This window comes from Leucobacter sp. Ag1 (assembly GCF_000980875.1).
Lineage (GTDB): Bacteria > Actinomycetota > Actinomycetes > Actinomycetales > Microbacteriaceae > Leucobacter > Leucobacter iarius.
On the sequence record NZ_LAYO01000106.1, the window covers coordinates 19,564 to 45,106 of the forward strand.

20 protein-coding genes are annotated in these 25,543 nt (G+C 71.6%); 10 read left to right on the forward strand and 10 right to left on the reverse strand.

All coding sequences use genetic code 11. The features are described from left to right. The first annotated feature begins 39 nt into the window (after positions 1-39). Genes XM48_RS12890 through XM48_RS12905 form a run of 4 tightly spaced genes read left to right on the forward strand, consistent with a single transcriptional unit; the run spans position 40 to position 4,001 of the window. Positions 40-1,125: an iron ABC transporter permease gene (locus XM48_RS12890; protein ID WP_046456243.1), complete on the forward strand. Its 1,086-nt coding sequence runs from the start codon at positions 40-42 to the stop codon at positions 1,123-1,125. Next, entirely contained in the window at positions 1,122-2,165 is a 1,044-nt protein-coding gene (locus XM48_RS12895; protein ID WP_046456244.1) for an iron chelate uptake ABC transporter family permease subunit, read from the forward strand. Before XM48_RS12890 ends, XM48_RS12895 begins: the two co-directional genes overlap by 4 nt. Beyond that, complete coding sequence (locus XM48_RS12900; protein ID WP_046456245.1) at positions 2,162-2,962, forward strand: ABC transporter ATP-binding protein; 801 nt, start codon at positions 2,162-2,164, stop codon at positions 2,960-2,962. The genes XM48_RS12895 and XM48_RS12900 overlap by 4 nt, the downstream gene beginning before the upstream one ends. Beyond that, positions 2,952-4,001, forward strand: a complete 1,050-nt coding sequence (locus XM48_RS12905; RefSeq protein ID WP_046456246.1) for a siderophore-interacting protein — start codon at positions 2,952-2,954, stop codon at positions 3,999-4,001. The genes XM48_RS12900 and XM48_RS12905 overlap by 11 nt, the downstream gene beginning before the upstream one ends. Positions 4,002-4,087: 86 nt before the next feature. On the opposite strand, the gene purL is transcribed toward XM48_RS12905, so the two are convergent. Then, positions 4,088-6,418: a phosphoribosylformylglycinamidine synthase subunit PurL gene (purL, locus tag XM48_RS12910; RefSeq protein WP_046456247.1), complete on the reverse strand. Its 2,331-nt coding sequence runs from the start codon at positions 6,416-6,418 to the stop codon at positions 4,088-4,090. Between the two features lie 143 nt (positions 6,419-6,561). Between purL and XM48_RS12915 the strand changes: the two genes are divergently transcribed. From XM48_RS12915 to XM48_RS12925, 3 genes are all read left to right on the forward strand, one after another. Continuing rightward, positions 6,562-7,515, forward strand: a complete 954-nt coding sequence (locus tag XM48_RS12915; RefSeq protein WP_046456248.1) for a hypothetical protein — start codon at positions 6,562-6,564, stop codon at positions 7,513-7,515. 73 nt (positions 7,516-7,588) lie between these two features. Beyond that, positions 7,589-9,289, forward strand: coding sequence for a deoxyguanosinetriphosphate triphosphohydrolase family protein (locus tag XM48_RS12920; protein ID WP_084821170.1), 1,701 nt, complete (start codon positions 7,589-7,591; stop codon positions 9,287-9,289). A 154-nt stretch (positions 9,290-9,443) separates the two neighbouring features. Then, positions 9,444-11,927, forward strand: a complete 2,484-nt coding sequence (locus tag XM48_RS12925) for a M1 family aminopeptidase (RefSeq protein ID WP_052961504.1) — start codon at positions 9,444-9,446, stop codon at positions 11,925-11,927. An 80-nt stretch (positions 11,928-12,007) separates the two neighbouring features. Here XM48_RS12925 and XM48_RS12930 read toward each other — a convergent pair whose 3' ends face one another. After that, positions 12,008-12,955, reverse strand: coding sequence for a diacylglycerol kinase family protein (locus XM48_RS12930; protein WP_046456249.1), 948 nt, complete (start codon positions 12,953-12,955; stop codon positions 12,008-12,010). Positions 12,956-13,135: 180 nt separating this feature from the next. On the opposite strand from XM48_RS12930, the gene XM48_RS12935 reads away from it, so the two are divergent. After that, positions 13,136-13,762, forward strand: coding sequence for a class II aldolase/adducin family protein (locus XM48_RS12935; RefSeq protein WP_046456250.1), 627 nt, complete (start codon positions 13,136-13,138; stop codon positions 13,760-13,762). 107 nt (positions 13,763-13,869) lie between these two features. Here the strand turns inward: XM48_RS12935 and XM48_RS12940 are convergent, their stop codons facing one another. Then, entirely contained in the window at positions 13,870-15,996 is a 2,127-nt protein-coding gene (locus tag XM48_RS12940; RefSeq protein WP_197074210.1) for an alkaline phosphatase family protein, read from the reverse strand. A gap of 403 nt (positions 15,997-16,399) precedes the next feature. Here XM48_RS12940 and XM48_RS12945 point away from each other — a divergent pair, with 403 nt between their 5' ends. Further along, complete coding sequence (locus XM48_RS12945; RefSeq protein ID WP_046456251.1) at positions 16,400-16,897, forward strand: hypothetical protein; 498 nt, start codon at positions 16,400-16,402, stop codon at positions 16,895-16,897. 156 nt (positions 16,898-17,053) lie between these two features. Here XM48_RS12945 and XM48_RS12950 read toward each other — a convergent pair whose 3' ends face one another. The 7 genes from XM48_RS12950 to XM48_RS12980 form a co-directional block, all read right to left on the reverse strand. Then, positions 17,054-18,613, reverse strand: coding sequence for a hydantoinase/oxoprolinase N-terminal domain-containing protein (locus tag XM48_RS12950; RefSeq protein WP_046456252.1), 1,560 nt, complete (start codon positions 18,611-18,613; stop codon positions 17,054-17,056). Beyond that, a complete protein-coding gene (locus tag XM48_RS12955) occupies positions 18,610-19,737 on the reverse strand; it encodes a DUF917 domain-containing protein (protein ID WP_046456253.1) in 1,128 nt (375 codons plus the stop codon). Before XM48_RS12955 ends, XM48_RS12950 begins: the two co-directional genes overlap by 4 nt. Next, positions 19,734-21,182, reverse strand: a complete 1,449-nt coding sequence (locus tag XM48_RS12960; protein WP_084821171.1) for a cytosine permease — start codon at positions 21,180-21,182, stop codon at positions 19,734-19,736. The genes XM48_RS12955 and XM48_RS12960 overlap by 4 nt, the downstream gene beginning before the upstream one ends. Continuing rightward, a complete protein-coding gene (locus XM48_RS12965) occupies positions 21,179-21,781 on the reverse strand; it encodes a TetR/AcrR family transcriptional regulator (RefSeq protein ID WP_046456254.1) in 603 nt (200 codons plus the stop codon). The genes XM48_RS12960 and XM48_RS12965 overlap by 4 nt, the downstream gene beginning before the upstream one ends. A gap of 77 nt (positions 21,782-21,858) precedes the next feature. After that, the gene (locus XM48_RS12970) at positions 21,859-22,545 is read right to left on the reverse strand and encodes a CoA pyrophosphatase (protein WP_046456255.1); all 687 of its coding nucleotides are present in this window, start codon (positions 22,543-22,545) and stop codon (positions 21,859-21,861) included. Between the two features lie 8 nt (positions 22,546-22,553). After that, the gene (locus XM48_RS12975; RefSeq protein WP_046456256.1) at positions 22,554-22,829 is read right to left on the reverse strand and encodes a hypothetical protein; all 276 of its coding nucleotides are present in this window, start codon (positions 22,827-22,829) and stop codon (positions 22,554-22,556) included. Between the two features lie 13 nt (positions 22,830-22,842). Next, the gene (locus tag XM48_RS12980) at positions 22,843-24,453 is read right to left on the reverse strand and encodes an acyl-CoA carboxylase subunit beta (protein WP_046456257.1); all 1,611 of its coding nucleotides are present in this window, start codon (positions 24,451-24,453) and stop codon (positions 22,843-22,845) included. A gap of 122 nt (positions 24,454-24,575) precedes the next feature. Between XM48_RS12980 and XM48_RS12985 the strand changes: the two genes are divergently transcribed. Further along, positions 24,576-25,415: a biotin--[acetyl-CoA-carboxylase] ligase gene (locus XM48_RS12985; protein ID WP_046456258.1), complete on the forward strand. Its 840-nt coding sequence runs from the start codon at positions 24,576-24,578 to the stop codon at positions 25,413-25,415. The last annotated feature ends 128 nt before the right edge of the window (positions 25,416-25,543 follow it).

Here is a 25,543-nt window from a genome sequence, read left to right on the forward strand (position 1 = left end):
GCGGGAACGGCGCCCACGCGCGGCGCCCGCGGGGGATCCGTGCCCGCTCCGACCGCCGCGTCGACGGATGCGGCCCGGGCGACGGCAGCGGATCCTCGTGCCGCCGGGCGCCTGCCGCTGCGCCTGACCTGGATCCTCGCCGGCCTCGCACTCCTCGTGCTGCTGAGCGCGGCATCGCTCGCGTTCGGCGTCCGAGGCGTCTCGTTCGGCGACATCCTCGCGGCTCTGGGCGGACGCACCGCGACGGTGTCCGAGGCCGCGGTCGCGGCCCGGATCCCGCGTACCGTGCTCGCGCTGCTCGTCGGGGCGGCGCTCGCGATCGCGGGTACCGCCATGCAGGCCGTCACCCGCAACCCGCTCGCGGACCCCGGGCTCCTCGGCATCTCGGGAGGAGCCTCGCTCGCCGTGGTGATCGGGCTCGCCTTCTTCGGCCTCTCCGCGCCAGTCAGCACCCTGTTCATCGCGATGGCCGGTGCCGCGGTCGCCGCGGTCTTCGTCTACGCAGTGGGCTCGCTCGGCGGCGGGGGCGCGACTCCGCTCAAGCTCGCGCTCGCCGGGGCGGCGACCTCGGCCGCGCTGCTCTCGCTCGTCAGCGCGATCCTGCTGCCGCGCGTGGATGTGATGGCGCAGTTCCGCTTCTGGCAGATCGGCGGCGTCGGAGGCGCCGACTGGGGACGCATCGCGCTGGTCGCCCCCGGCCTCGTCGTCGGGGCGCTGATCTGCTTCGCGACCGCGCGGGGTATGAACGGGCTCGCGCTCGGCGACGAACTCGCGACCGGTCTCGGCATCAACGTGCTCCGCACCCGCCTGCTGGCGGGGCTGGGCTCCGTGATCCTGTGCGGCGCGGCGACCGCGGTCGCCGGTCCCATCGGCTTCGTCGGGCTCGTCGTACCGCACCTCTGCCGTCTGCTCTTCGGGTCGGACCACCGGTGGCTGCTGCCGGCGAGCGCGATCGCCGGGTCGGCACTGCTCGTCGCCTCCGACGTGGTCGGGCGGCTCATCGCCCGCCCCGCGGAGGTCGAGGTCGGCATCGTCACCGCCGTGATCGGAGCGCCGGTGTTCATCTGGATCGTGCGTCGCGGTGCCACGGGGCGCGGCATGAGCGGAAGCGGGCGCGCACGATGAGCGTCGGAACCGCCGCGGCCGCAGCCGCGATCGGTCGCGGGCGCCGCACCCGTCGCGGGCGTCGCGTCGCGGTCTCGGCGACGCTGGCGCTGCTCGCGTTCGCGCTGTATGCGTTCACGCTCATGATCGGCGATGCCTGGGCGACCCCGGGCGAGGTGCTCCGCGTGCTCGCCGGGGAGACCGTGCCCGGCGTCTCCTTCACCGTCGGCGAGCTCCGCCTGCCGCGCGCGACCCTCGGGCTGCTCGCCGGCTTCGCGTTCGGCGCGGCCGGCGTGACCTTCCAGACCATGCTGCGCAACCCGCTCGCGTCGCCCGACATCATCGGGATCAGCGCGGGCGCGAGCGCCGCCGCGGTGTTCGGGATCGTCGTGCTCTCGGTGAGCGGGCTCGTGCTCTCGGCGTTCGCCCTCGTCGGCGCGATCCTCACGACCCTCGTCATCGCCCTGCTCGCGCAGAAGCGCGGCTTCTCGACCATGCGCCTCGTCCTCATCGGGATCGGCGTCGCCGCGCTGCTGCAGAGCGCCATCTCCTACCTCATCTCGAAGGCCGGGGAGTGGGACCTGCAGACGGCGATGCAGTGGATGACCGGCAGCCTCAACGGAGCGAGCTGGGAGAAGATCCTGCCGCTCGCCGGCGCCGTCCTCGTCTGCGCTCCGCTGCTGCTCGCGAACGGACGCGGGCTCGACCTGCTGCGCCTCGGCGACGACGCGGCGATCGCGCTCGGCGTGCGCGTCGGGCGTGTGCGGATCCTCGCGGTCATCGCCGCCGTCGGGCTGCTCGCCTTCGCCACAGCCGGCAGCGGGCCCATCGCCTTCGTCGCGTTCATGGCCGGCCCCATCGCGGCCCGGCTCGTGGGGCCGGGATCCCGCCTCACCGTCCCCGCCGGGCTCGTCGGGGCGTGTCTCGTGCTCGGCGCCGACCTCATCGGACAGAACCTGTTCGACAACCGATACCCCGTCGGCGTCGTCACGGGTGTGCTCGGCGCGCCCTACCTCGTCCTCCTGCTCATCAGGATGAACCGCTCAGGAGGCTCCCTGTGACCATCGACCACCGCCTCGCCGCCGAAGGGCTGCGCCTCGGCTACGACGACCGCGTGATCCTCGACGGGCTCGACCTCGAGATCGAGCCCGGCCGGATCACCTCGATCGTGGGCGCGAACGGCAGCGGCAAATCGACGCTGCTCCGCGCCTTCGCGCGCCTGCTGAAACCCCGCTCGGGATCCGTGCTGCTCGACGGGACCGAGATCCACCGGCGCCCTTCGAAGGAGCTGGCGCGACTGCTCGGCCTGCTGCCGCAGAGCCCCATCGCGCCCGAGGGGATCGCGGTCTCCGACCTCGTCGGCCGCGGACGCCACCCGCACCAGGGCGCGCTCGCGCGCTGGAGCACCGCCGACACCGAGGCCGTCGCCGAGGCGCTCGACGCCACCGGCACCACCGAGCTCGCCGACCGCGCGGTCGACGAGCTGTCGGGCGGACAGCGGCAGCGGGTGTGGATCGCGATGGCGCTCGCGCAACAGACCGACATCCTGCTGCTCGACGAGCCCACCACGTTCCTCGACGTCGCCCACCAGATCGAGGTGCTCGATCTGCTCACCGACCTCAATCGCAGGCGCGGCACCACGATCGTCATGGTGCTGCACGATCTGGGGCTCGCCGCCCGCTACTCCGACCTGCTCGTCGCGATGAGCGACGGCGGAGTCCACGCGGCCGGAGCGCCCGCCGAGATCGTCACGCCCGACCTCGTGCGCGAGGTGTTCGGGCTCGAAAGCCACGTGCTCGCCGACCCCGTGTCGGGAGCTCCCATCGTCTCGCCCATCGGGAGGCATCATGTCCGCTGAGTCCACCTGGTGCGAGACCTCCGAGACCATGCGAGCCGAGGTGCCCGAGCCGCCCGGGTTCGTGATCGCGCGGGCCGCGGTGGATCGGATCGACCTCGTCTCGCCCACCTTCGCCCGGATCACCTTCACCGGCGCCGAGCTCGAGGCCTTCGGCACCCCGGGGCGCGTGCTGGATCAGCGCATCAAACTGATCTTCCCGGGCGCGAGCGGTCGCGTTCCCGATCTCTCGGAGACCGACGACTGGTACCGCGGATGGCTCGACCTGCCCGAGGACGAACGCGGTTCGATGCGGACCTACTCGATCCGCGAGCTTCGGGTGGAACCGGGCGGCACCCGGGTCGTCGTCGATTTCGTGCTGCACCTGCAGCCCGGTGCGACCGGTCCCGCATCCTCCTGGGCGGCCGCGGCGAAGCCGGGGGACGAGCTCCTGCTCGTCGGGCCGCGACGCGGCGGGCTCGACTGGGGTGGGATCGAGTTCGACGACGCGGTCGACGGGCCCGTGCTGCTCGCGGGCGACGAGACGGCCGCGCCGGCCATCGCCCGGATCCTCGAGGACGTCGCGCCGGGCACCGTCGGCACGGCGTGGATCGAGGTCCCGCACGCCGAGGACCGGCTGCCGATCGCGGCGCCCGCCGGCGTCGAGGTGCGCTGGCTCGTGCGCGGCGACGCGGCTCACGGTGCAGCGCTGATCCCCGCGCTGCTCGCGCACGTGGGGCTCGACGGGCCTGCCGGTGCCGGTGCCGACGCCGATACCGAGGCGCCCGTGTGGGAGACGCCCACCTACTCGAACCTCGAGGAGGCCGGGTACCGGCCGACGCACTCGCCCACCTCGCAGGCCTGCATCATCGGATCCTGCGCCGAGTGCGTTCGCTCCTCCGACGCCCGGATCCTGCGTGCGCGCGAGTGCCGCTACTGGATCGCGGGCGAGAGCGGCGTCGTGACGACGCTGCGCCGGCACCTGGTGCGCGAGTGCGGCGTCGATCGTTCCCGGGTCGCGTTCATGGGCTACTGGCGCCGCGGCGTCGCGATGCGCGGGTAGCGAGACCCGAGCGCACCCACCCCGTGCACGCGAAGGGCGCCGGCACGGAATCCCGTGCCGGCGCCCGTTTCGCTGATGCGCGGCGGTTACTCGCCGACGACCGGGCCGAAGCGCTCGGGCAGCGTCGCCTGCGATGCGGCGCGCAGCTCGGCGAGCGGCAGCTCGAAGCGGTCCTGGACCTCGATCGAGGCCTCATCGCCCGCGCGATCGGTCACGCCGATGCGGAGCACGGGGAAGCCGCGGCCTTCGCAGAGCCCGCGGAACTTGACCTCTTCCTCGTGCGGCACGGCGACGAGCACGCGCGCCTGCGACTCCGAGAAGAGCGCCGCGGTCGCGTCGACACCGTCGCGCGAGACGATCTCGTCGATCCAGACGCGGGCGCCGACACCGAAGCGCAGCGCGCCGTCGGTGAGCGCCTGGGCGAGGCCGCCCTCGGACAGATCGACCGCGGCCGACAGCAGGCCGCCCTGGGCCGCCGCGTGCAGCAGCTCGGCGAGGGCTCGCTCGTCGTCGAGCACCGCGACCGGCGGACGACCGCCGAGGTGCTGGTGCACGGTCTCGGCCCAGGCCGAGCCGTCGAGCTCGTCGCGGGTGGTGCCGAGCAGGTAGAGGTGCTCGCCCTGATCCTGCCAGCCGCTCGGGATGCGGCGGGCGACGTCGTCGATGATGCCGAGCACACCGACCACGGGGGTCGGGTGGATCGGGGTGTCGCCCGTCTGGTTGTAGAGCGAGACGTTGCCGCCGGTGACGGGGACCTCGAGCGCGAGGCACGCGTCCGACAGTCCCTCGACCGAGCGCGAGAACTGCCACATGACCTCGGGGTTCTCGGGGCTGCCGAAGTTCAGGCAGTCGGTGACGGCCGTGGGTACGGCGCCCGAGGTGGCGACGTTGCGGTACGCCTCGGCGAGGGCGAGCTGCGATCCCACGTAGGGGTCGAGCTGGCAGTAGCGGCCGTTCGCGTCGGTCGCGATGGCGACGCCGAGGCCGCTCTCCTCGTCGACGCGGATCATGCCGGCGCCGTCGGGGAACGAGAGCGCGGTGTTGCCGAGCACGTACTTGTCGTACTGGTTGGTGATCCAGTCGACCGAGGCCTGGTTGGGGGATCCGGCGATCGCGACCATCTGGGCGCGCAGGTCGTCGCCCGCCGCCGAACGCGCGAGGCCCGCCGCGTTGACCGAGTCGGCCTGCAGCGCGTCGATCCAGGTCGGGTAGGCGACGGGCCGCTCGTAGACGGGGCCGTCGACCGCGACGGTCGAGGGATCCACGTTGACGATCTCCTCGCCGCGCCAGTTGATGACGAGGCGGCCGGTGTCGGTGACCTCGCCGAGCACGCTCGTCTCGACGTCCCACTTCTTCGTGACCTCGAGGAACGCGTCGAGCTTGTCGGGGTGCACGACCGCCATCATGCGCTCCTGGCTCTCCGACATGAGGATCTCTTCAGCGGTGAGCGAGGGATCGCGCAGCAGCACGCTGTCGAGCTCGATGAACATGCCGCCGTCGCCGTTGGCCGCGAGCTCCGAGGTGGCGCAGGAGATGCCGGCCGCGCCGAGATCCTGGATGCCCTCGACGAGTTCGCCGCGGAACAGCTCGAGGCAGCACTCGATGAGCACCTTCTCGGCGAAGGGGTCGCCGACCTGCACGGCGGGGCGCTTGGTGGGGCCGCCCTCGCTGAAGCTGTCGGACGCGAGGATCGAGGCGCCGCCGATGCCGTCGCCGCCCGTGCGGGCGCCGAACAGCACGACCTTGTTGCCCGTGCCCGACGCGTTCGCGAGGTGCAGGTCCTCGTGGCGGAGCACGCCCACACCGAGTGCGTTGACGAGCGGGTTGGCCTGGTAGACGCCGTCGAAGACGGTCTCGCCGCCGAGGTTCGGGAGCCCGAGGCAGTTCGCGTAGGACGAGATGCCCGAGACGACGCCGTGCACGACGCGGGCGGTGTCGGGATCGTCGATGGCGCCGAAGCGGAGCTGATCCATGACGGCGACGGGGCGCGCGCCCATCGAGATGATGTCGCGGATGATGCCGCCGACGCCGGTCGCGGCGCCCTGGAACGGCTCGATGTAGGAGGGGTGGTTGTGGCTCTCGACCTTGAAAGTGACGGCCCAGCCCTCGCCGATGTCGATGACGCCGGCGTTCTCGCCCATGCCGACGAGCAGGCGCTCCTTCATCTTGTCGTTGACCTTCTTGCCGAACTGGCGCAGATAGATCTTCGAGGACTTGTAGGAGCAGTGCTCGGACCACATGACCGAGTACATGGCGAGCTCGCCCGAGGTGGGGCGGCGGCCGAGGATCTTGCGGATCTGCTCGTACTCGTCGGCCTTGAGCCCGAGCGCCTCGAACGGCTGCTCCTTGTCGGGGGTCGCGATCGCGTCCGCGACGGTGTCGGGCGCGGGGATCGAGGCTGCGGTGGTGTCGGTCACGCTCGTGTGCTCCGAAGGGTCGATGGCGGGGCCCGGGCGCGGAGGACCGGGCGGCTCGGCGAGCCGGAGGCCGATCCCAGTCTACGCGGCCCGGAGCACTCGCATGTTGGCGCTCGCATGCATCTCGGGGGAGACTGGGGGGCATGAGCACCCCCACTCCGCAGAACCAGCCCAACGGCCAGGCGCCGCAAGCGCCCCAGCCGACCGCAGAAGCGCACGCGGCCGTTCCGCACGGTCAGGCCGCCGGACGCCCCGCCCGCAAGCTGTCGACCTTCCTGAAGGTCAGCATCATCCTGCTCGCCGTGCTGTCGGTCGCCTCCATCGGGCTGCTCTTCATCGGCGACTTCGAGGGCCGGTTCGAGCGCGTGTTCTCGACCTTCGTGCTCTTCGCGGTGTTCGTGGGCCTCACCGCGCTCGACACCCGACGCGACCTGAAGTCCGACTGGTACGCGCCCGTCGCGCTCATCGCCAACGCGTACATCCTCGGGCTGCTCCTCATCGTCATCTGGATCTCGGACTACGACCGCTACTGGCTCGTCTGGGACATCTTCTGGAAGTCGGTCGTGGTCATCGGCGTCACGCGCGCGGTGCTCGGCTGCTGCCAGCTGCTGCTGGGCCTCGGGCGCGGACGCCCCGAGACGCTCAACCGCTTCGCCTTCATCACGAGCGTGTTCGCCGTGCTCTCGGGCATCCTCTTCACCGCGCCGATCGCGATCGATTCCTTCGGCGTGGTCGTGCCCGAGCTGTACTGGAAGATCGCGGTCGCGACCCTGATCCTCACCGCGCTCGGGCTCGCCATCACGCTGCTGCTCCGCTGGTCCTACTCGGCGGGCGACCGCGAAGCGGCGCGCGTGGCGCGCGCCGCCCAGGCCGAGGCCTACGCGGCCGCTCAGGCTCAGCAGGCGATGCAGGCGCAGGCGCAGCCGTTCGCGGGCCAGCCCGGAGCGCTCCCGGTGCCGCCCGCCGCCCCGGCCGCCCCGGTCGCGCCGCAGCCGAACGCGCAGGGTCTGCTGCCCTGGCCGACGTTCCCCGATGGCCGTCCGCTCCCCATGGGACCCGACGGCCAGCCCGATTTCTCGGTGCTGAACGGTCGCTGACCCGCGACCGCCTTCCACGGGAGGGGGCCGAGCCGTTCGTCGGTTCGGCCCCCTCCCGTGCTTGAATACGGGCATGAACGAAGCAGTCGAGGTCGATCCGGTATCCGCCCCGAACGGGGCGAGTGCGAGCAACGGGGAGGCCGCCCGCGAGGCGCGCGAGCACCCCGAGATCGAGACCTCGCAGCATCGCCCCGAATCCCGCAGCGACGCCGGGTCATCCAGCGATGCGGCCGCCGAGGCGGAGGCGGAACCGGTGCTCGCTCTGCGCCCCGAGCCCGTCGAGTTCCGCGTCGATCTCGAACGGATCCGCTTCTCCTCCTACTTCGCGAGGCTCTCCGCGGTCACGCAGGTCGTGCCCCAGAGCGGGGTCGGGCCCGTGATGCACAACCGGCTCACCCACTCGCTCAAGGTGAGCGCGGTCGCCCGCGTCATCGCCGGCCGTCTCGCCGGGCAGCAGGCCCGGCACGAGGCGTACACGGCGGGCGCCGCCGTCGCCGACGACCCGACGGGCGCGATCATCGCCCGCCTCGGCGGCTGCGACACGATCGTCGCGCAGGCCGCCGCCCACGCCCACGACCTCGGGCATCCGCCCTTCGGGCACCTCGGGGAGCGCGTGCTCGATCGCGTCGCCCGCGAACGACTCGGCCTGCCCGAGGGCTTCGAGGGCAACGCCCAGACCTTCCGGATCCTCACCCGCCTCGACACGCTCGGCCGGGACTTCTCGGGGCTCAACCTCACCGCGGCCGTGCGCGCGGCGGTGCTCAAGTACCCCTGGACCCGTTCCCGCTGGGTCGGGGTCACCGCCGAGGAACTGCCCCTCGACGAGCGTCCCCGTGGAGTCGGCGGGGATCCCGTGAACGGAGCCGAGAAGTTCTCGGCATACGGTATGGACGCGCCCGAGATGGAGGCGGCGCTCGCCGCATTCCCCGCCATCGCGCCCGGGCTCCAGACGGTCGAGTGCAGTGTGATGGATCTCGCCGACGACATCGCCTACGCGATCCACGACCTCGACGACTTCGCCCGCGCCGGAGTGCTGCAGCAGGCGGCGGTCTCGGGCGAGTTCCGCGCCTGGCTCGCCGAGTCCGCAGATCTGGCGCGGGTGTCGAGCGCCGAGCTGCGAGCCGAGTGGCGTCGGCCGGGCAATTCGCTCGAGCTGCTCTGGCGGCGCCTCACCCGCAAGGACGACTGGATCGCGGAGCGCGAGACGTTCCGCGATGCGGTGGTGCGGGTCGGCGGCGAGCTCCGCGACGAGCTGCTCGCGGCACCTTACGACGGGGGCATCGAGAGCGAGCGCGCCGTCTCCCGCTTCACGCGGCGCTGGATCGAGCACCTGCGGAGCTCCATCGTCGTCGAGGAGTTCCCGCACCTGCGCGGCGGCCACATCAGGCTCGAACAGGCCGCCTGGCACGAGGTCGCGATCCTCAAGTTCGTGCACCAGCGCTTCGTGCTCGAACGACCGGAGCACGCGCTCGCGCAGCGCGGCATGGGGCGGGTCGTGTCCGACCTGGTGCTCGGCTTCGACGAGTGGCTCGACGACCGCGAGATCGCCGATCGCGCGCCGCGCCGGCTCATCGAGTGGGTCGACGAGTCGACCGAGAGCCTGTTCGAACTGCGGGCGCAGCGACCCGAGCTGCTGACGGGCGACACGAGCGACGCCGGTCTGCGGCGGCAGGGACGCTCGCGCGCCGTGCTCGACTACGTCTCGTCGTTCACCGACCAGCAGGCGGCCGCGACGCACGATTCGATGACGGGAGCGGGGCCCGCGATCGCCTGAGCCGGTTCCTTGCGCAACCCTTGTCTGGGAATCCGCTGTCAAGTACGGTGAGACACGTGGCTCCGGGGGAGCCCTTTTACTCTCGACACACCTCGACTTCGTCGATCCGCGCCTGGGCAATGCTGCCCGCGGGGACGATGGAAAGGCGCGATCAATGAAGCTCACCATACCCACGCGCGCTCGCCGCACCGCCCTCGCGGGCGTTGCGGCGGCCGCACTCGCAGCGCTCGCGGTCTCCTCACCGATCGGACTCCCGGCGGCGCAGGCCGACGCGGCGCCGATCGACGGCGCCCCGAGCATCGGCGACTCGCTGTTCGCGGGCATCGGCAACGGCGGCTACGACGTCAAGCACTACGACGTGAAGCTGCGGTACCAGCTCGACAACACGATCTCGGCGACCACGACGATCACCGCGACGGCGGCCGTGCCGCTGAAGACGTTCACCCTCGACTTCGAGGGGCTGAACATCGACTCCGTGAAGGTGAACGGCGCCGACGCGAGCTACGCCCGCAGTTCGGATCCGAGCCGGACCTCGTACAAGCTGCAGATCAGCCCCCAGGGTCCGCTGCCCGCCGGCGACTTCACCGTGGCCATCGCCTACTCCGGGACGCCCTCGACCCACACCGATCCCGACGGGTCGAAGGAAGGGTGGGTCAAGACCGCCGACGGCGCGACCGCCCTCGGCCAGCCGGTCGGCACGATGGCCTGGATCCCGAGCAACAACACCCCGGCCGACAAGGCCACCTACGACTTCGCGTTCACGATCCCCACGCAGATCGGCGGCGTCGACGCCGCGGCGGTCAGCAACGGCGAGCTCGTCTCGAAGACCCCGGTCAACGGCGGCGCCGAGACGACGTGGACCTGGAAGCAGGAGCGGCCGATGTCGACCATGGCCACCATGGTCTCGATCGGCAAGTACCTGTCCTACGAATCCCAGGTCACGCTGGACAGCGGGCGGACGATCCCCGAGTGGAGCTTCGTGGACCCGACGGTCACCGCGCCGCGGCAGGCGACGATCCAGACCCTCCGCGCGAAGATCCCCGCGATCCTGAACTTCCTCGAATCGAAGTACGGACCCTACCCGGGTGGCAGCACCGGTGTCGTCGTCGATGTGACGACCCTCGGCTACGCGCTCGAGACGCAGGACCGTCCGTACTTCGAGCGCGGGATCAACGAGAGCACGCTGGTGCACGAGCTCGCGCACCAGTGGTTCGGCGACGCGATCAGCCCCGCCGACTGGAACAGCATCTGGCTGAGCGAGGGCATGGCCAGCTACTCCGAGTACATGTGGGACGAGCACAACGGAGGGGACAGCACGCTCGACTCGACCTTTGCGGAATGGAACCGGATCGCCGCGGGCAATGCGTTCTGGCAGATCCCTCCGGGGGCCATGGAGGACCCGGCCGACCTCTTCGGGGACCAGGTCTACAACCGGGGATCGATGACCTACGAAGCGCTGAAGCAGACCATCACCCCGCCCGTCTTCGCCGAGCTGCTGAAGCAGTGGAACGCTCGCAACACCGGTACCAGCAAGACCACGGAAGATTTCCACGCGCTCGCCGAGGAGGTCTCGGGCAAGGACCTCGACGCCTTCTTCCAGGACTGGATCTTCGACGCGGATAAGCCGGCCTGGCCGTCGGCCTGGAGTCTCGCACTGACGAGCGATCCGGCAGCCGGGCAGATCGCGGCGGGCGACTCGGTCACCTACACGCTGACCGCGAAGAACACCGGCAAGGTCGCGCTCGCCGGCCGCAGCGTGACGGTCGACGTCGCCGCCCTGCTGAAGCGCGGCACCATCGATGAGGCCGCGCTGCCCGCCGGGCTCGCGCTCTCGGGCACGACCCTCACCTGGACCGTTCCCGAAACCGCCGCGGGGGCCGACGCGACCGTCGAGTTCACCGGCACGCTGAAGACGAGCGCGCACGGCGTGAGCATCCCGGTCACCGCGAAGTCCGACTCGCTCGGCTTCACCTGCACCGCGTGCACGGTGACCCACACGACGCAGGCGCTGCCGAAGCTCACCGAGGCGGATCTGACCGACGAGAACCGGGGCGGCATCGAGGCTCCGGCGACCGCGAAGCAGGGCGAGACCATCACCGTGCAGCTGGGCACCGGCGACTACAACGCCGAGCCCGTCACCGGCACGCTCTTCTCCGACCCGACGGATCTCGGTTCTCCGACCGTGAGCGACGGATCGATCGAGCTGACGATCCCCGCCGACGCCGAGGTGCGCGCCCACAAGCTCGCGATCACGAGCGACACGGGTGTGCTGATCGGCTGGGCCCCGATCGAGGTGCAGAAGGCCGGCGACAGCGCCGCGACCGCGGGCTCCGATGGGACCAGCGCAGCGGGCGGATCGAACACCGGGGCGAACGCGAGCGCAGCAGCGAGCGGAAGCTCGACCGCGAGCGCCGGCTCGAACGCCAACGCGAACGGCACCTCCGGAGCTGACGGGACCGGCCTGCCGACGACGGGCGGCGCAGCGCTGACGCCGATCCTCATCGCGGGTGGCGCAGTGATCCTGCTCGGCGCGATCGTGCTCGCCTTCGCCGCGGCCCGCCGTCGCAAGAACGCCGGTGCCGAGGCGTCCGAGACGGAAACCGTCGGATCCGGTGACGAGGTGAATCCCCCCGCCTGATCCCGACACCACGAGAGCGGGCGGCGCGTCATCGGACGCGCGCCGCCCGCTCTCGTTCGTGCGGTCGTGCGGAGCTCCGCTTAGCGCACCCGCAGTGCGGACGGCAGGATCGAGACCTCGAAGCCCGAGACTTCGCCGACCTCCTCACCGTCGATCTCGAAGACCACGGGTGCGTCGAGGTCGACGGCGATGCTCTGCGCCTGACGGTGCCCGGCAGTCGCGCTGCTCTCCGCCGAATCGGCTCCGGTGATCAAGCGCTTCAGTCCGTTGTCCCACACCAGGTTGCGCACGGTGTCGAGCCAGGCTCCCACGCCGTCCGCGCTGAGCAACAGCAGGTCGAGCCGTCCGTCGGCGGGATCCGCGTCCGGGAGCAAGGTGATCCCGCCCTGGATCGTGCCGCAGTTGGCGACGAGCAGGGTGTGGCCGCGGTGCGGCTCCGCATCGCCGGAGTCGAGCGCGGCGGTGAACTCCCGCACCTCGGACCCGGACACCGCGCGGCCGAGCGACTCCACATAGGCGAGCCAGCCCGCGCGATCCTTGAGATCGTCGTCGGTCTCGGCGATCATCTGGGCGTCGATCCCGAAGCCCACCATCACGGCGAAGCCGTGCCGTTCGGTGCCGCCGTCCGGGCGTCGCAGCTCGACGATCCCGAGGTCGAGCGGCGATCCTTCGCCGGTGGCGACCCGTGTCAGCGCGGCGGAGTGGTCGCCGAGCGGGATCCCGAGGTTGCGGGCGAGCAGGTTTCCCGTGCCGAGGGGCAGGATCCCGAGATCCGGGGCGTCGCCGCGCCCGGCGAGCACCTCGGCCACCTCGCGCACGGTGCCGTCCCCGCCTGCGGCGACCACGACGGTGCAGCCGGCCTCGATCGCGGCTTCGGTCGCGCCGCGGCCGGGATCCTCCGCGCTGGTCTCGAAGAGTCGGAACTCCGGCTGGGACGCGCCGGGTTCGGAGGCCGCGTCGATGGCCGCGCGCAGTTCCTCCTCCTCGATCTTGGTGGGGTTCCAGACGATGCCGATCAGATCGTTCACGATGCTCCTTCGGGGTCGGATGCTTCCATCCTCGCCGCTTCGCGACTCCTGCGCCCGGATTTCTGTGCTCGGCCGGACGGATTCACTGCATTCGTCCGGCCGAGCACGGATGTCCGGCCGAACGGGCGTCCCGCGCCGCACGGATAGTCTGAGTGGGTCGGACGAAGCGGGAGGAAGAGCATGGGACGGGACCTGGACGCGCGTGTCGCGGAGCTGATCGAGGTGGGCGCCGACGCGGTGTCGCGCGGCCTGGTGCTCGCGAGCGGCGGAAATCTCTCGGCCAGGCTCGACGACGACGCGTTCGTGGTGACCGCCTCGGGCACCTGGCTCGATCGGCTGAGCCCCGCGGACTTCAGCGTCGTCGGCCTCGACGGCGAGGTGCGCGGCGGCAACCCGACTCCGTCGAGCGAGTGGAAACTGCACCAGCGGGCCTATCTCGCGCGTCCCGACGCCGAGTGCACGATCCACCTGCATCCGCAGCACGCGGTGGTGCTCGCGAGCCTCGGCAAGCCGATCCGGCTGCTCACCCTCGACCACGCCTTCTACGTGCGCTCGGTCGGCGTGACGCCCTTCTTCCACAACGGATCCGACGAGCTCGCCGATACCGCCGCCGAGCAGCTGCGCGAGCACGACTGCGTGGTGATGCGCCATCACGGCTGCTCCGTCGTCGCCGAGTCGGTGCGCATGGCCTACCGGCGCGCCCTCAACCTCGAGGATGCCGCGAAGGCGAGCATCCTGGCGCTGCAGCTGGGCGACACCGACACGGTGTTCCCGCCCGAGGCGCTCGCCGATATTCATCACGCCTGAGCTTCCGCACCGGTTGTCGTCATCGAGAGGGCCCGTTTCCACCCGTACGAGTATTCGAGCGGTGGAAACGGGCCCTCTCGATGAAGGAGAGACCTCGGGGCCTCGGCCTATGCGGCGGTGCGGCGTGCTCGGCGCACGCTGCGAGCGCCGAGGGCGACGCCCGCACCCGCGAGCGCGAGGAGCGAGCCGGCGAGGATCGCGGCCGCGGAGGGATCCTCGGCGCCGGTGACGGCGAGACCGTCGCCCGTCGCGCCGGTGCCGCCGTTCGCGCCCGCGCCCGAACCGTTCGCGCCCGCGCCGGCGGTTCCCGTGCCCGCGGCGGTGCCGTTGCCGGAGGCGGTGCTCGCGCCCGAGGCTGCGCTCGTGCCGCCCGCGGTGGTGCCGTTGCCGGAGGCGGTGCTGCCGCCGTTCGCGCCGGACCCTGCGGTGCTGGACCCGGTGCCGTCCGAGCCGGTGCTCGGCGCCGCGGTGACGGAGAGCGGGATCGACACCTCGGATCCGTCGGCCCGCTTCGCGACGAGCGCGTGCTGGCCCGCGGCGGTCCCGGCGGGAATCGTGACGGCCTGCGAGAAGGAACCGTCGGTTCCCGCGGTCACGGTGCCGAGCGGGACGGGGGTGGAGTGCAGCTCGAGTGCGAGCCGCTCGCCCGCCTCGAAACCGGTACCGGACACGGTCGCGGTGCCTCCGGCGACGACCGAGGGGGCCGAGACCGAGATCGCGGCGGGGTCGGGAGTCGGAGCGTCGGGCTGCGAGACGCGCACCTGGTCGATGACCCAGAACGCGCTGTTGATGCCGCTGTACGAGAAGTTCAGGCGGATGCTCTTCGGCAGCTGCCCCTTCGCGTCGCGGGGCAGCTCGTAGCTGAAGTGCTCGACCTGGTTCACCGGGTTCGCGCGGGTGCCGTTGGCGGGGTAGTCGACGAGCTTCTGCGGCTGCAGGCCGGAGGCCTCGTCGAAGCTCACGCGCACGCCGGCGCCCTGGGGATCATCGACCGCGTAGTCCGATACGAAGGAGATATCGACCGTGGCCGCGCCGTTGAGCGGGTACTCGGGGGTGACGAGCGTGGAGTCGAAGTTGCGGCTGCTCTTCGGGCTCACGTCGTCCCACTCGTCGGAGTCGGCGACGGCGAACACGTTCCGCGAGCGCACGTTGTTCTCGCGGTGCTGCCCGAGCTCCGCGTTCGAGAAGAAGTCGTCGGTCATGAACGTCCAGCCGCGGAACTCGGTCGATCCGCCGGTGGGCATCTTCGAGTTGTCGACGGTCCACCCCTCGGGCGCCTCGTTCGTCCAGCCGGTGATCCCGACGAGACCCTTCTCGTCGACGGCGCCCCGCAGCTTCGGGCGGAGCGCGTCGAAAGCGTCGGGAACGATGTCGGTCACGGCCTCGCCGTCGAGCTCCCAGGTGGAGTCCCGGGCGATGCCGTCGTGCGCGAGAACGGTCGGTGCGATGTCGGCGATCTTGACGTCGTCGCGGACGGTGCCGGCGGGGAACTCCGACCCCTTCGCGATCACGAAGGTCTTGCGCTCGAGGCGCGAAGCCCCGCCGTGGCCGCCGGTCGGGGTGTGCCCGTGGTCGGCGGTGACGACGATCAGCCAGTCCTCGTTCGCGTACCCGGGGCGCTGCTCGACGGCGCCGACGATCTTGGCGATCTGCTGGTCCGCGGTCTGCAGCGCGGTCCGGTAGGCGGCGGAGGAGGATCCCGTGCTGTGCCCGGCGCCGTCGACCTCGTCGAGGTGCACGAACACGTCGTCGGGGTTGCCCTTCGACAGCCGATCGATGGTCTTCGCGGTGGTGTCGGCGTCGTCCTTGCCCTGGATCCGCTCGTCGACGGCGGACCCGAAGACGGTGGTCGAGATCGGGCCCCAGGTGCCGACGACCAGGGTGCTGCGTTGCGGCGCGGCCCGTTCGATCCGCGTGAGGTAGTCGGGGAACTGCGCGTAGTTGGGGTTCGTGAAGTTGTTGTCGGTCACCCGGTGCTTGTCGGGCCAGACGCCGGTCGCGATGGTCGACCAGCCCGCGCCCGAGACGGTGGGGGCCATCGGGGACGCCGGCAGGTTGCTCGTCGCGGTGAGGCCGCCCTGCTGCAGCGCGTGGATCGCGGGCGTCTCGGCCTGCGCCAGGACGTCGTAGGAGGCGCCGTCGACGCCGATCACCAGCGTCTTCGGGGTGCGCGGCGCAGCGGTCTGCGCCGGGGGATCGGTGGGGGTCGCGCTGGCGGCGGTTCCGGCGCTCACGCCGGTGATTCCGAGCAGGACTGCGGCGGCTGAGGCCGCGACCGCGTGTTTCCTCACAGTGGTTCTCTCCAAAGAGTGGGGGATCGGGTGGGGGAGTTCGGCTGGCCGGGCGAGGGGGGAGGTGCGCGGCCGCACACCAGTCTGGGAAGCCGCCGGTGCACGCGCAGCGACACGCCAGGCGGCCACTCGCGCTTCCGCGCGGGGCAACCGCGGGTTCACCGCCGACGCGCGTCGGCTCGGGTGCCGCCCGCCCGTCCACCTGTCGGCCCGGTGGGGAAAACCCCGGATCACGGCCCGAACGACGCGTCGCGGGGGATCCGTCGAGCGGGCCGGGCGAACTCGGCGGTTCGCGACTTCGCCGCCGGATGAACACTGGTGAAACGAGTCGGAGTACGCTTCGAACGTGCCCCTCGAATCACTGTTCCGTCGCCTCGACCGCCTCGCCGGAGGCCGGAAGTCCGGCGAGCTGATCCCCGAGCAGATGTCCGCGCACCCGCGCACGCGGCGCGCATTCCGATGGATCGGTTGGCTGCTCGCCGTCGAGCTCCTGATCGGCGTCGGCGCGGTCGTCGTCGCGCTGCTGCTGGCGGGCAACGGCGAGCAGGTGCCGTTCGCCGTCTGGATGCGCACGCTCGTGGTGCTCGGCATGACCGCGACGCTCTTCTACTTCGCCTGGCGCGCATCGCTCGGCTGGCGCTGGGCGTATCAGCGCCTGCGGCTGTTCGCGCAGATCTTCCCCGTGATCACGCTCGTGATGGCGGCGATCCCCGGACTCTACCCGACCTGGATGGTCACCGAGCAGATCGTCTTCAGCCTCATCATGATCGGGATCGCCGACTTCCTCACGAGCGACCACATGCGCGAGGCGTTCCGGGCCCCGGCGGAGCGTCCCGCCGGCTGAGTCGGATCGACCCCGTCATCCTGCGCGAGCCTGCGAGTCGCAGGATCGAGATCCTGCGACTCCTTCGTCGCGCAGGATGACGGGGCTTGCCGCGCAGGATGGCGGGGCTTGCCGCGCAGGATGACGGGGCTTGCCGCGCTGGATGACGGCTCGGGATCAGACGAGCCGCCCGGCCGCGCGGGCGCGGACGATCACGGTGTCCTCCATGTAGGCGACGGGCAGCTCCTCCAGCGCGAGCACCTCGACCGTCTCGGCGGCCGCCCCGGCCGCGACGGCGCGCTCGACCGCCTCGGCGCGGACGGCGTCCACGGCCTCCTGGCGGGAGGTCTCGCGCAGCGAGAACACCCGTTCCGCCTGTCCGGCGACGTCGCCGAGGGCCGCGCCCACGGCGTTCGCCGCGCCCGCGTGGTCGGGCCGGATCACCGCGGAGACGCCTGCGAGGCCATCGGGGGAGATCACGGATCCGCCGCCGACGAGCACGATGGGCACGGGGGCCGCGCTCGGCTTCATGCGGTCGATCGACTCCTCGAGCAGCGCGCGGATCGCGGCCTCACTCGCCTCGCGCAGCCGCGGCTCGACGGAGACCGGACGTCCGCCGGTGATCTCGAGGCGCCCGCCCGCGACCGCGATGTCGGTCGTGGTCAGCGTGCCCCCGCCGAACACGAGCGCCTCGCTCGTGATGCGGAAGCCGACGCTGTCGGGACCGAGCACGATGGGGTCCGTGCCGGAGGCCCCGGTCCCACCGGTGCCGCGCACGACGGTTCCGCCGCCGAGCCCGACCGAGAGCACGTCGGGCATGCGGAAGTTGGTGCGGATCCCGCCGATCTCGGCCGCGTGCGCCGACTGGCGGGGGAAGCCGCCGACGAGCACGCCGATGTCGGTCGTGGTGCCGCCGATGTCGACCACGAGCGCGTCGCCCACTCCGCTGAGGTGCGCGGCACCGCGGATCGAGTTGGTCGGCCCGCAGCCGATGGTCAGCACGGGGAACCGCAGCGCGAAGTCGAGTCGCATGAGCGTGCCGTCGTTCTGGCCGAAGTAGATGTCGGCGTCGATCCCGTGCGCATCGAGCGACTCGCGGAATCCGTCGGCCATGCGGCCGAGCGTACGCACGAGCGCCGCGTTCAGGATCGTGGCGTTCTCGCGCTCCAGGAGCCCGATGGATCCGATCTCGGCCGAACGGGAGACGGGCAGCCCGAGCTCCTCCTCGGCGATCTCGGCCGCGCGCAGTTCGTGCGCGTCGGCGACGGGGGAGAAGACGCCGACCACGGCGACCGCGTCGACGGCCCCGCGCATCTCGGCGCAGGCGGCCCGCACGGCGGCCTCGTCGAGCGCGCTGATCTCCCGTCCGTCGAACTCGTTGCCGCCGGCGATCACGAAGGCCGGGCCCGCGACGGCGTCGCGCAGTTCCCGAGGCCAGCCCTCGAACGGCGGCACGGCCGTGGTCGCGGGGCCGCCGATGCGGAGGACCCCGACCCGGCCGAGTCCGCGACGCTCGACGATCGCGTTGGTGCAGTGGGTGGTGCCGAGCATCGCCGCACGCACCTCGGACGCCGGGATCCCCGAAGCCTCCAGCACGCGGTCGATCGCTCGGGCGACGCCGTCGCCCGAGTCGGCCTCGGTCGGCGACTTGATCGAGGCGACGACCTCCAGCCGCTCGTCCAGCACGACGGCGTCGGTGTTGGTGCCGCCGACGTCGATCCCGATCCGGTAGCTCATGCGCGGGCCTCCTCGGCCCGCAGCGCGAGCTCCTCGATCGGCTCGTACGCGACGTCGTAGCCGAAGTACTGCGGACCCGCGGTCGCGAGCCCGATCTCGGTGCGCCACTGCGGGTGGCACGGGAACGCCACGACGGTGACGCGGGCGCCGTAGCGCAGCGTCTCGGTAGTGATGGGGTGCCCGGTCGACTGATCGAGCACTGCGATGAGGTCGGGGGTGACCGCGGCGAGCACGCCGTCGCGGCGGCCGAGCAGCATCTCGTTCTGGAAATCGAGCTCGAAGCCCGCGCCTCGATCGTCCCCGGTCCCGGCGAGGATCGCACGGCCCCGGGTGAAGCCGCCCGAGACGGCGCGCTCGATCTCGCTCACCTTGCCGTCGAACAGGCGGGTGCCGCCGAGCTCGTCGAGCATGCGGCCGATGCGCTCCTCGTCGCGCAGCTCGGAGCCGAGCAGCAGCTCGCCGATGCGGCGCGCGGTGCTCAGCGTTCCGGGGATCGCGACGTCGCGCACCACGGAGCCCGGGTACGCGTAGTCGATCATGGTGGCGGATCCGCCCATCTCGAACGACAGCACGCGCGCGAGCCGCTCGGACCAGGCGCAGTTCACCGGTCGCGAGAGCACGGCGTTGCCCTGCGCGTCGACGAGCACTGTGGCGCCCGGGCCGAGGCCGGCGAGGTGGTAGGTGACCATCTGCGCCTCGGGGAAGGCGCGGCCCATGGCGTCGCCGTCGACGATCGGCAGTCCGCGCTCGGCGGCGGCCGCGATCGGGATCAGCGAGTTGCCCCCGCCGATCTCGATCGGCATGATCGCCGCGACGCGCTGCCCCGTGCCCTGCTCGAGCAGGTCGATGGCGGCGACGAGCTCCTCGGCCGCGGCGATCTTCTCGATCGAGACCGAGGGCGCGCCGATCATGCCGACGGGCGCGACGATCCCGTCGTCGTCCAGGTCGGTGACGGCGATGACCGGCACGGGGCCGTGCTCGCGGATCGCGCGCTTCGCGTGCAGCGCGCCGACGTGCGGGTCGCCGCCGCCGCCCGTGCCGAGCACGGCGGCGCCGATCGCGATCGCGTCGATGTCCTCCTCGGTGATGCGGGTCAGGGCGGTTCCGGTGCGGGCCGCGGTCATCGATCGATCCCCTTCGCGATCTCGGCGGCCGCGTGCAGGTCCGGCGCGGTCGCCTCGGTGATTCCGGTGGTCTTCGCGGTGCGCGCCTCCGCGTCGCCCGCGTCGCCCGCGTCGTCCGCGGCGGCGGTGCCGCGGTCGCGCCGCACGAGCCCGATGAGGGCGTGCGCGACGAACGCCGCGAGGATCGCATCGAGCGCCGGGATCGTGGTCAGGCTGAAGAGCCCGAGGCCGAGCCCGTTGCCCGGCTGCGTGGTGCAGACGCCCACGAGGCCGCCGATCGCCCAGGAGACGAAGGCCCACGGATCGACGGCGGGCACGGCCGCGCTGCCCGCACGCAGTCGGCTCGAACGGCGGGCGAAGAACTCGGCGAGGTACACGCCGCCGTAGGGGGCGATGAACGTGCCCATGACCGAGATGAACGGGATGAACGCGTCGTAGATGCCGAACAGGGCCGCGGCGATCGCCACGATCCCGCCGATCACGGTCAGCGTGCGGCGGCTCATCCGGGTGAAGATCGTCGACAGGTTGAGGGCCGCCGAGTAGAGGTTGTTGGTGTTCGTGGTCCACTGCGCGAGCGTGAGCACGACGACGGCGATCACGCCGAGGCCGAGCATGAAGAACATGCGCATGAGGTCCTGGGCGCCCATCACGCGCGACAGCACGAGGGCGACGATCACGATGAGCGAGTTGCCGATGAAGAAGCCGATGAACCCGGCCGCCATCGCGTGCTTCGGGGTGCGCGCCCAGCGCGCGATATCGGGCGAGATGACGACGCCGAAGACGAAGATGCCCATGACCAGCGAGACCGCGCCGCCGAAGGTGAACTGCGGGGTCACCTCGGCGAAGAGCTGGCCGCTGCCGAACTGCACGAAGGCGAGCACCACGGCGAGGCCGAGCAGTGCGATGAGCAGCGGGACGGCCCACGAGCTGAGGCGCTCGATCGAGCGGTAGCCCCAGAGCGCGGTCAGCACCATGAGCGCGCCGCCGATCACGGTGAACACCTGCACGGGGACGTCGACGTGCAGGAGCTCGTCGACCGCGATGCGGGCGTTGTCGGCGAAGAATCCGGTCTGCACGCCGAACCAGCCGAGCGACGAGATCGCCATCGCGATCGAGATCACGCGACCGCCGGCCCGTCCGAAGACGGTGCGGGCGATGACCGAGCTGGTGAAGCCCGTGGCCGCGCCCACGTAGGTGCAGGCCATGGCCAGTACGCCCAGCAGGATCGAACCGATGATCGTCGCGGCGAGGGCCTCGCCGAAGGGGAGACCGGCGCCGAGCTGGACGCCCATGATGGTGCCCGAGAGGTCGATGCCGATGGCGATCCAGATGCCGGCGATGGGCAGCCAGCCCTTGCGCTCCTCGGCGGGGACGACGCCCTGCTCGTAGTCGGAGCGGCCGCTGCTCTGCGGCGCTTCTGGTGCGGTGGACGGGGGAGTAGTCATGGTCGGTTCTCCTGAACCGGGATCCCGAAGCCGAGTGCGGTGGCCAGCAGGTCCCAGGTGCGCGTGAGGTGCTCCGCGTAGAGCACGGGTTCGTAGTGCTTGAGCTGCAGGAACAGGCCGTCCATCAGGCAGGTGAAGTGCGCGGTGAAGGCGTCGGGATCGACGCGCGCGAACCTGCCCGCATCGCGTCCCTCGATGTAGGTGGCGCGGATGGCTTCGGCGAGCTCCTCGTCCCAGCGGCGGAAGACGCCGGAGGGATCGGTGCCGGCGGGGATGCCGCCGGTGATGGACCGGAGATGGAAGTCCACGAGTTCGGGGCGTTCCTGGTAGAACGCGGGAACCCCCGTCAGGATCTTGTGGAGCCGTTCGAGCGGGTCGAGCTCGCGCGATTCGGCGAGCAGTCGGGTGAAGTAGTCGCGGTGCTCGGCGATGGACCGGGTGTAGACCTCCACGTAGAGCTCCTCCTTGCCGGAGAAGTGCGCGTAGATCGACGGGGCCTTGATCCCGACGTCGGCGGCGATCTCCTTGAGGGAGGTCTCCGCATAGCCGGCTCGGGCGAATCGCTCGCGCGCGGCTGCGATGATCTGGGATCGGGTCATCTTCGAACCACCTAACTAACCTTCGTTAGGCAACGGTAAGACCACTGGACCGCGTTGTCAACACGGGGATTGCGCGACTACGGGAGGACGGGGAACTCGCGACCGCGATCCCAGTCGCCGCCCCAGCCGACCTCGGCGAAGAGCCGGGCGAGCAGCATTCCGGTGAAGCCCCAGACCACGCGGCCGCCGAAGCGTTCGTCGAGCCGGAACGCCTCGCCGCGGAACTCGTCGCCCGCACGGCGCAGCACCGAGGTGCCGCGGGCCGCCGGGTCGAGCAGCTCGGCGACGGGCACGCGGAACACCTCGACCGATTCCGTGCGGTCGGCCGCCACCGCGCTCGGCAGACGCCACCAGCCGACCACCGGGGTCACGAGATTGCTGCTGACCGGTACCCAGATCTCGGGGAGCGTCCCGAGCACGTCGACGCCCGCGGGGTCGAGGCCGGTCTCCTCCCACGCCTCTCGCAGGGCCGTCGCGGCGCGGTCGGCGTCGCCGGGCTCCACTCCGCCGCCCGGGAAGGCGATCTGGCCCGCGTGATGCCGCATGCCGTCGGCGCGACGCGTCAGCAGCACGTCCAGGGTCGGCGGCACCGCGGGGTCGGGCACCCGGCAGGGCACGTCGTCGAGGGTGCCGAACAGGATCAGGACCGCCGATCGCCGCGCGGGCCGTCCCGATTCGAGGGCTTGCGGGGTGATCGAGATGTCGAGCTCGGACGCGAGGGCGCGCTCGAGCTCGGCTCGCGCGTCCTCCGGGGTGCTCGGCACGGTCTCGATCAGCCCTCGTGCAGCAGCTCGCTGATCCCCTCGGGGACCCGCTGGGAACGGGCCCAGGGCTCGCGGTCGCGGCGGGCGACCCGCTTCACCTGGGCGGTCTCCTCGGCACGCGACTCGGTCAGCACCGCGATCACCGCGGCGCGCTCGTGATCGCGCACGTCGCGGGTCACGAAGCGGAAATCGTCGCCGTGCAGGGTCGGATCGGGCGCGCCGATCTCCTCGCGCTTGGCGGCGTCGCGGGCAGCAGCGTCTGGCGGCAGCAGTTCGTCGTTCACGTCGTCCTTCGGTCTAGAGCGGGATGTTGCCGTGCTTCTTGGCGGGCTGCTCGGTGCGCTTGCCGCGCAGTCCGCGGAGCGACTTGATGACCGCCAGGCGGGTGCCCGCGGGCTCGAGCACGTTATCGAGCTCGCCGCGCTCGGCGGCGAGGAACGGGCTCGTCACGTCGGCCGTGTACTTCGCGGTCAGCTCGGTACGCAGCGCCTCGACGTCCTCGCCGCGCTCGGCGGCCGCGGCCAGCTCCTTGCGGTAGAGGATGTTGACGGCGCCGGATCCGCCCATGACGGCGATCTCGGCGGTGGGCCACGCGATGTTGAAGTCGGCGCCCATCTGCTTCGAGCCCATCACGATGTACGCACCGCCGTAGGCCTTGCGCGTGATGATCGTGACGAGGGGAACGGTCGCCTCGGCGTAGGCGTAGAGCAGCTTCGCCCCACGGCGGATCACGCCCTGCAGCTCCTGGTCGGTGCCGGGCAGGTAGCCGGGCACGTCCACGAGGGTGAGGATCGGGATCGAGAACGCGTCGCAGAACCGCACGAAGCGGGCGGCCTTCTCGCTCGCGTCGATGTTGAGCGTGCCTGCCATCTGCGCCGGCTGGTTCGCGACGATGCCGACGGTGCGGCCCTCGACGCGGCCGAAGCCGATCAGCATGTTGGGGGCGAACAGCGGCTGCACCTCGAGGAACTCGCCCGAGTCGAGGATCGCCTCGATGACGACCTTCATGTCGTAGGGCTGGTTCGGGCTGTCCGGGATGATCGTGTTGAGGCGGCGGTCGACGTCGGTGATCTCGAACGCGGTGTCGCTGTCGTAGACCGGGGCCTCGGCCAGGTTGTTGTCGGGCAGGTAGCTGATGAGCGACCGCGCGTAGTCGAGCGCGTCGTGCTCGTCGCTCGCGAGGTAGTGCGAGACGCCGCTCGTCTTGTTGTGCGTGAGCGCGCCGCCCAGCTCCTCGAATCCGACCTCCTCGCCCGTGACGGTCTTGATGACGTCGGGGCCGGTGACGAACATGTGGCTGGTCTGGTCGACCATGATCACGAAGTCGGTGAGGGCGGGGGAGTAGACCGCGCCGCCGGCCGACGGGCCCATGACGATCGAGATCTGCGGGATGACGCCCGAGCACATGGTGTTCAGGCGGAAGATGTTCGCGTACTTCGAGAGGGCGACCACGCCCTCCTGGATGCGGGCCCCGCCCGAGTCGAGGATGCCGAGCACGGGGGCGCCGGTCTTGAGGGCGAACTCCATCGCCTTGACGATCTTCTCGCCGGCGACCTCGCCGAGCGATCCGCCGAAGGTCGTGAAGTCCTGCGAGTAGACGACGACCTGGCGGCCGTGGATGGTGCCCGCGCCGGTGACGACGGAGTCGCCGAACGGGCGGCTGTTCTCCATTCCGAAGCCCTGCGTGCGGTGCTTGACGTACTTGTCGAACTCGACGAAGCTGCCCGGATCGAGCAGCGCGGCGATGCGCTCGCGCGCCGTCATCTTGCCGCGGGGGTGCTGCTTCGCAGCTGCGGCGGCGTCGCGGTCGCCCACGGCCTCCTGGTACTTGCGCCGGTGGTCCGCGATGCGCGAGGCGGTCGTGGCGGCCGAGGGCTCGGTGGTCTCGGTGGCGTTCTCTGCAGTCACGGGTGTCAGCCTAGCGCGCGACCCATGCCGCAGGTTGGAGGAGCGCTCTCAAGGAACCGGCGATTCCGCTGGAGGATTCCTCCATCGGGCGGTGAGGAGGCCGCGCCGCTACGCTCGTTCGCATGGACCTGCCCCGCACCCGCGCCCTGCTGCCCCGCGTCGAGTGGCGCGAGTCGTCGCCCTCGACCAACGCCGAACTGCGCGAGCTCGTGGCGAGCGAGCCGGGGCTCCCGAACGGCACGTTGCTCGCGACCACCGATCAGACGGCGGGGCGGGGGCGTCTCGGTCGCGGCTGGGTCACGCCGCCCGGCACGTCGATCGCGGCGTCGCTGCTGCTGCGCGGCCCGGGGATCCGCGAGGTCTCGGCCGCGCTCGGGCCGGGCTGGACGCCGCTCATCGCCGGATCCGCGGTGACGGACGCGCTGCAGGCCCGCTTCGCCGCGGACTCGGGGCTGCGCGTCGGCGTGAAGTGGCCGAACGACGTGCACGTGCGCGACGAGGAGGACGCGATCGCGGGGCGCCCGGGACGCAAGCTGTGCGGGATCCTCTGCGAGATGCTGCCCGACGGATCGGTGATCGTCGGCACCGGACTCAACCTGCTGATCCCCGAGTGGGAGCTGCCCACCGACCGGGCGTCATCGCTGCTGGCGGCCGGCGCCGACGTGGGCGGCGCCGAATCGCTCGACAGCGACGCCGGTCGGCAGCTCGCCGACGAGATTCTCGCCGCGGTGACGGGCGGGCTGCTGCGCCTCGTCGAACGTGCCTCGCAGGATCCCGGCGCCGTGCGGGCGCGCGTGCTGCGGCACTCGCTCACGCTCGGTTCGGAGGTGCGGGTGCACCTGGCCGATCGGGTGATCGACGGCCGAGCCCGCACCCTGTCGGATGACGGCTCGCTCGTGGTCGATCTGCCGACCGGCGGCGAACTCGTCGTGTCGGCTGGCGACGTGGAGCACCTGCGGTAGATCGACCGCGCCCGCCGGTCGGGCGCGTTCGCTCGATCAGCGGATCCCGTCATCCTGCGCGACGGAGGAGTCGCAGGATCCTGCGACTCGCAAGCTCGCGCAGGATGACGGAGGTGCGATTCGCGCAG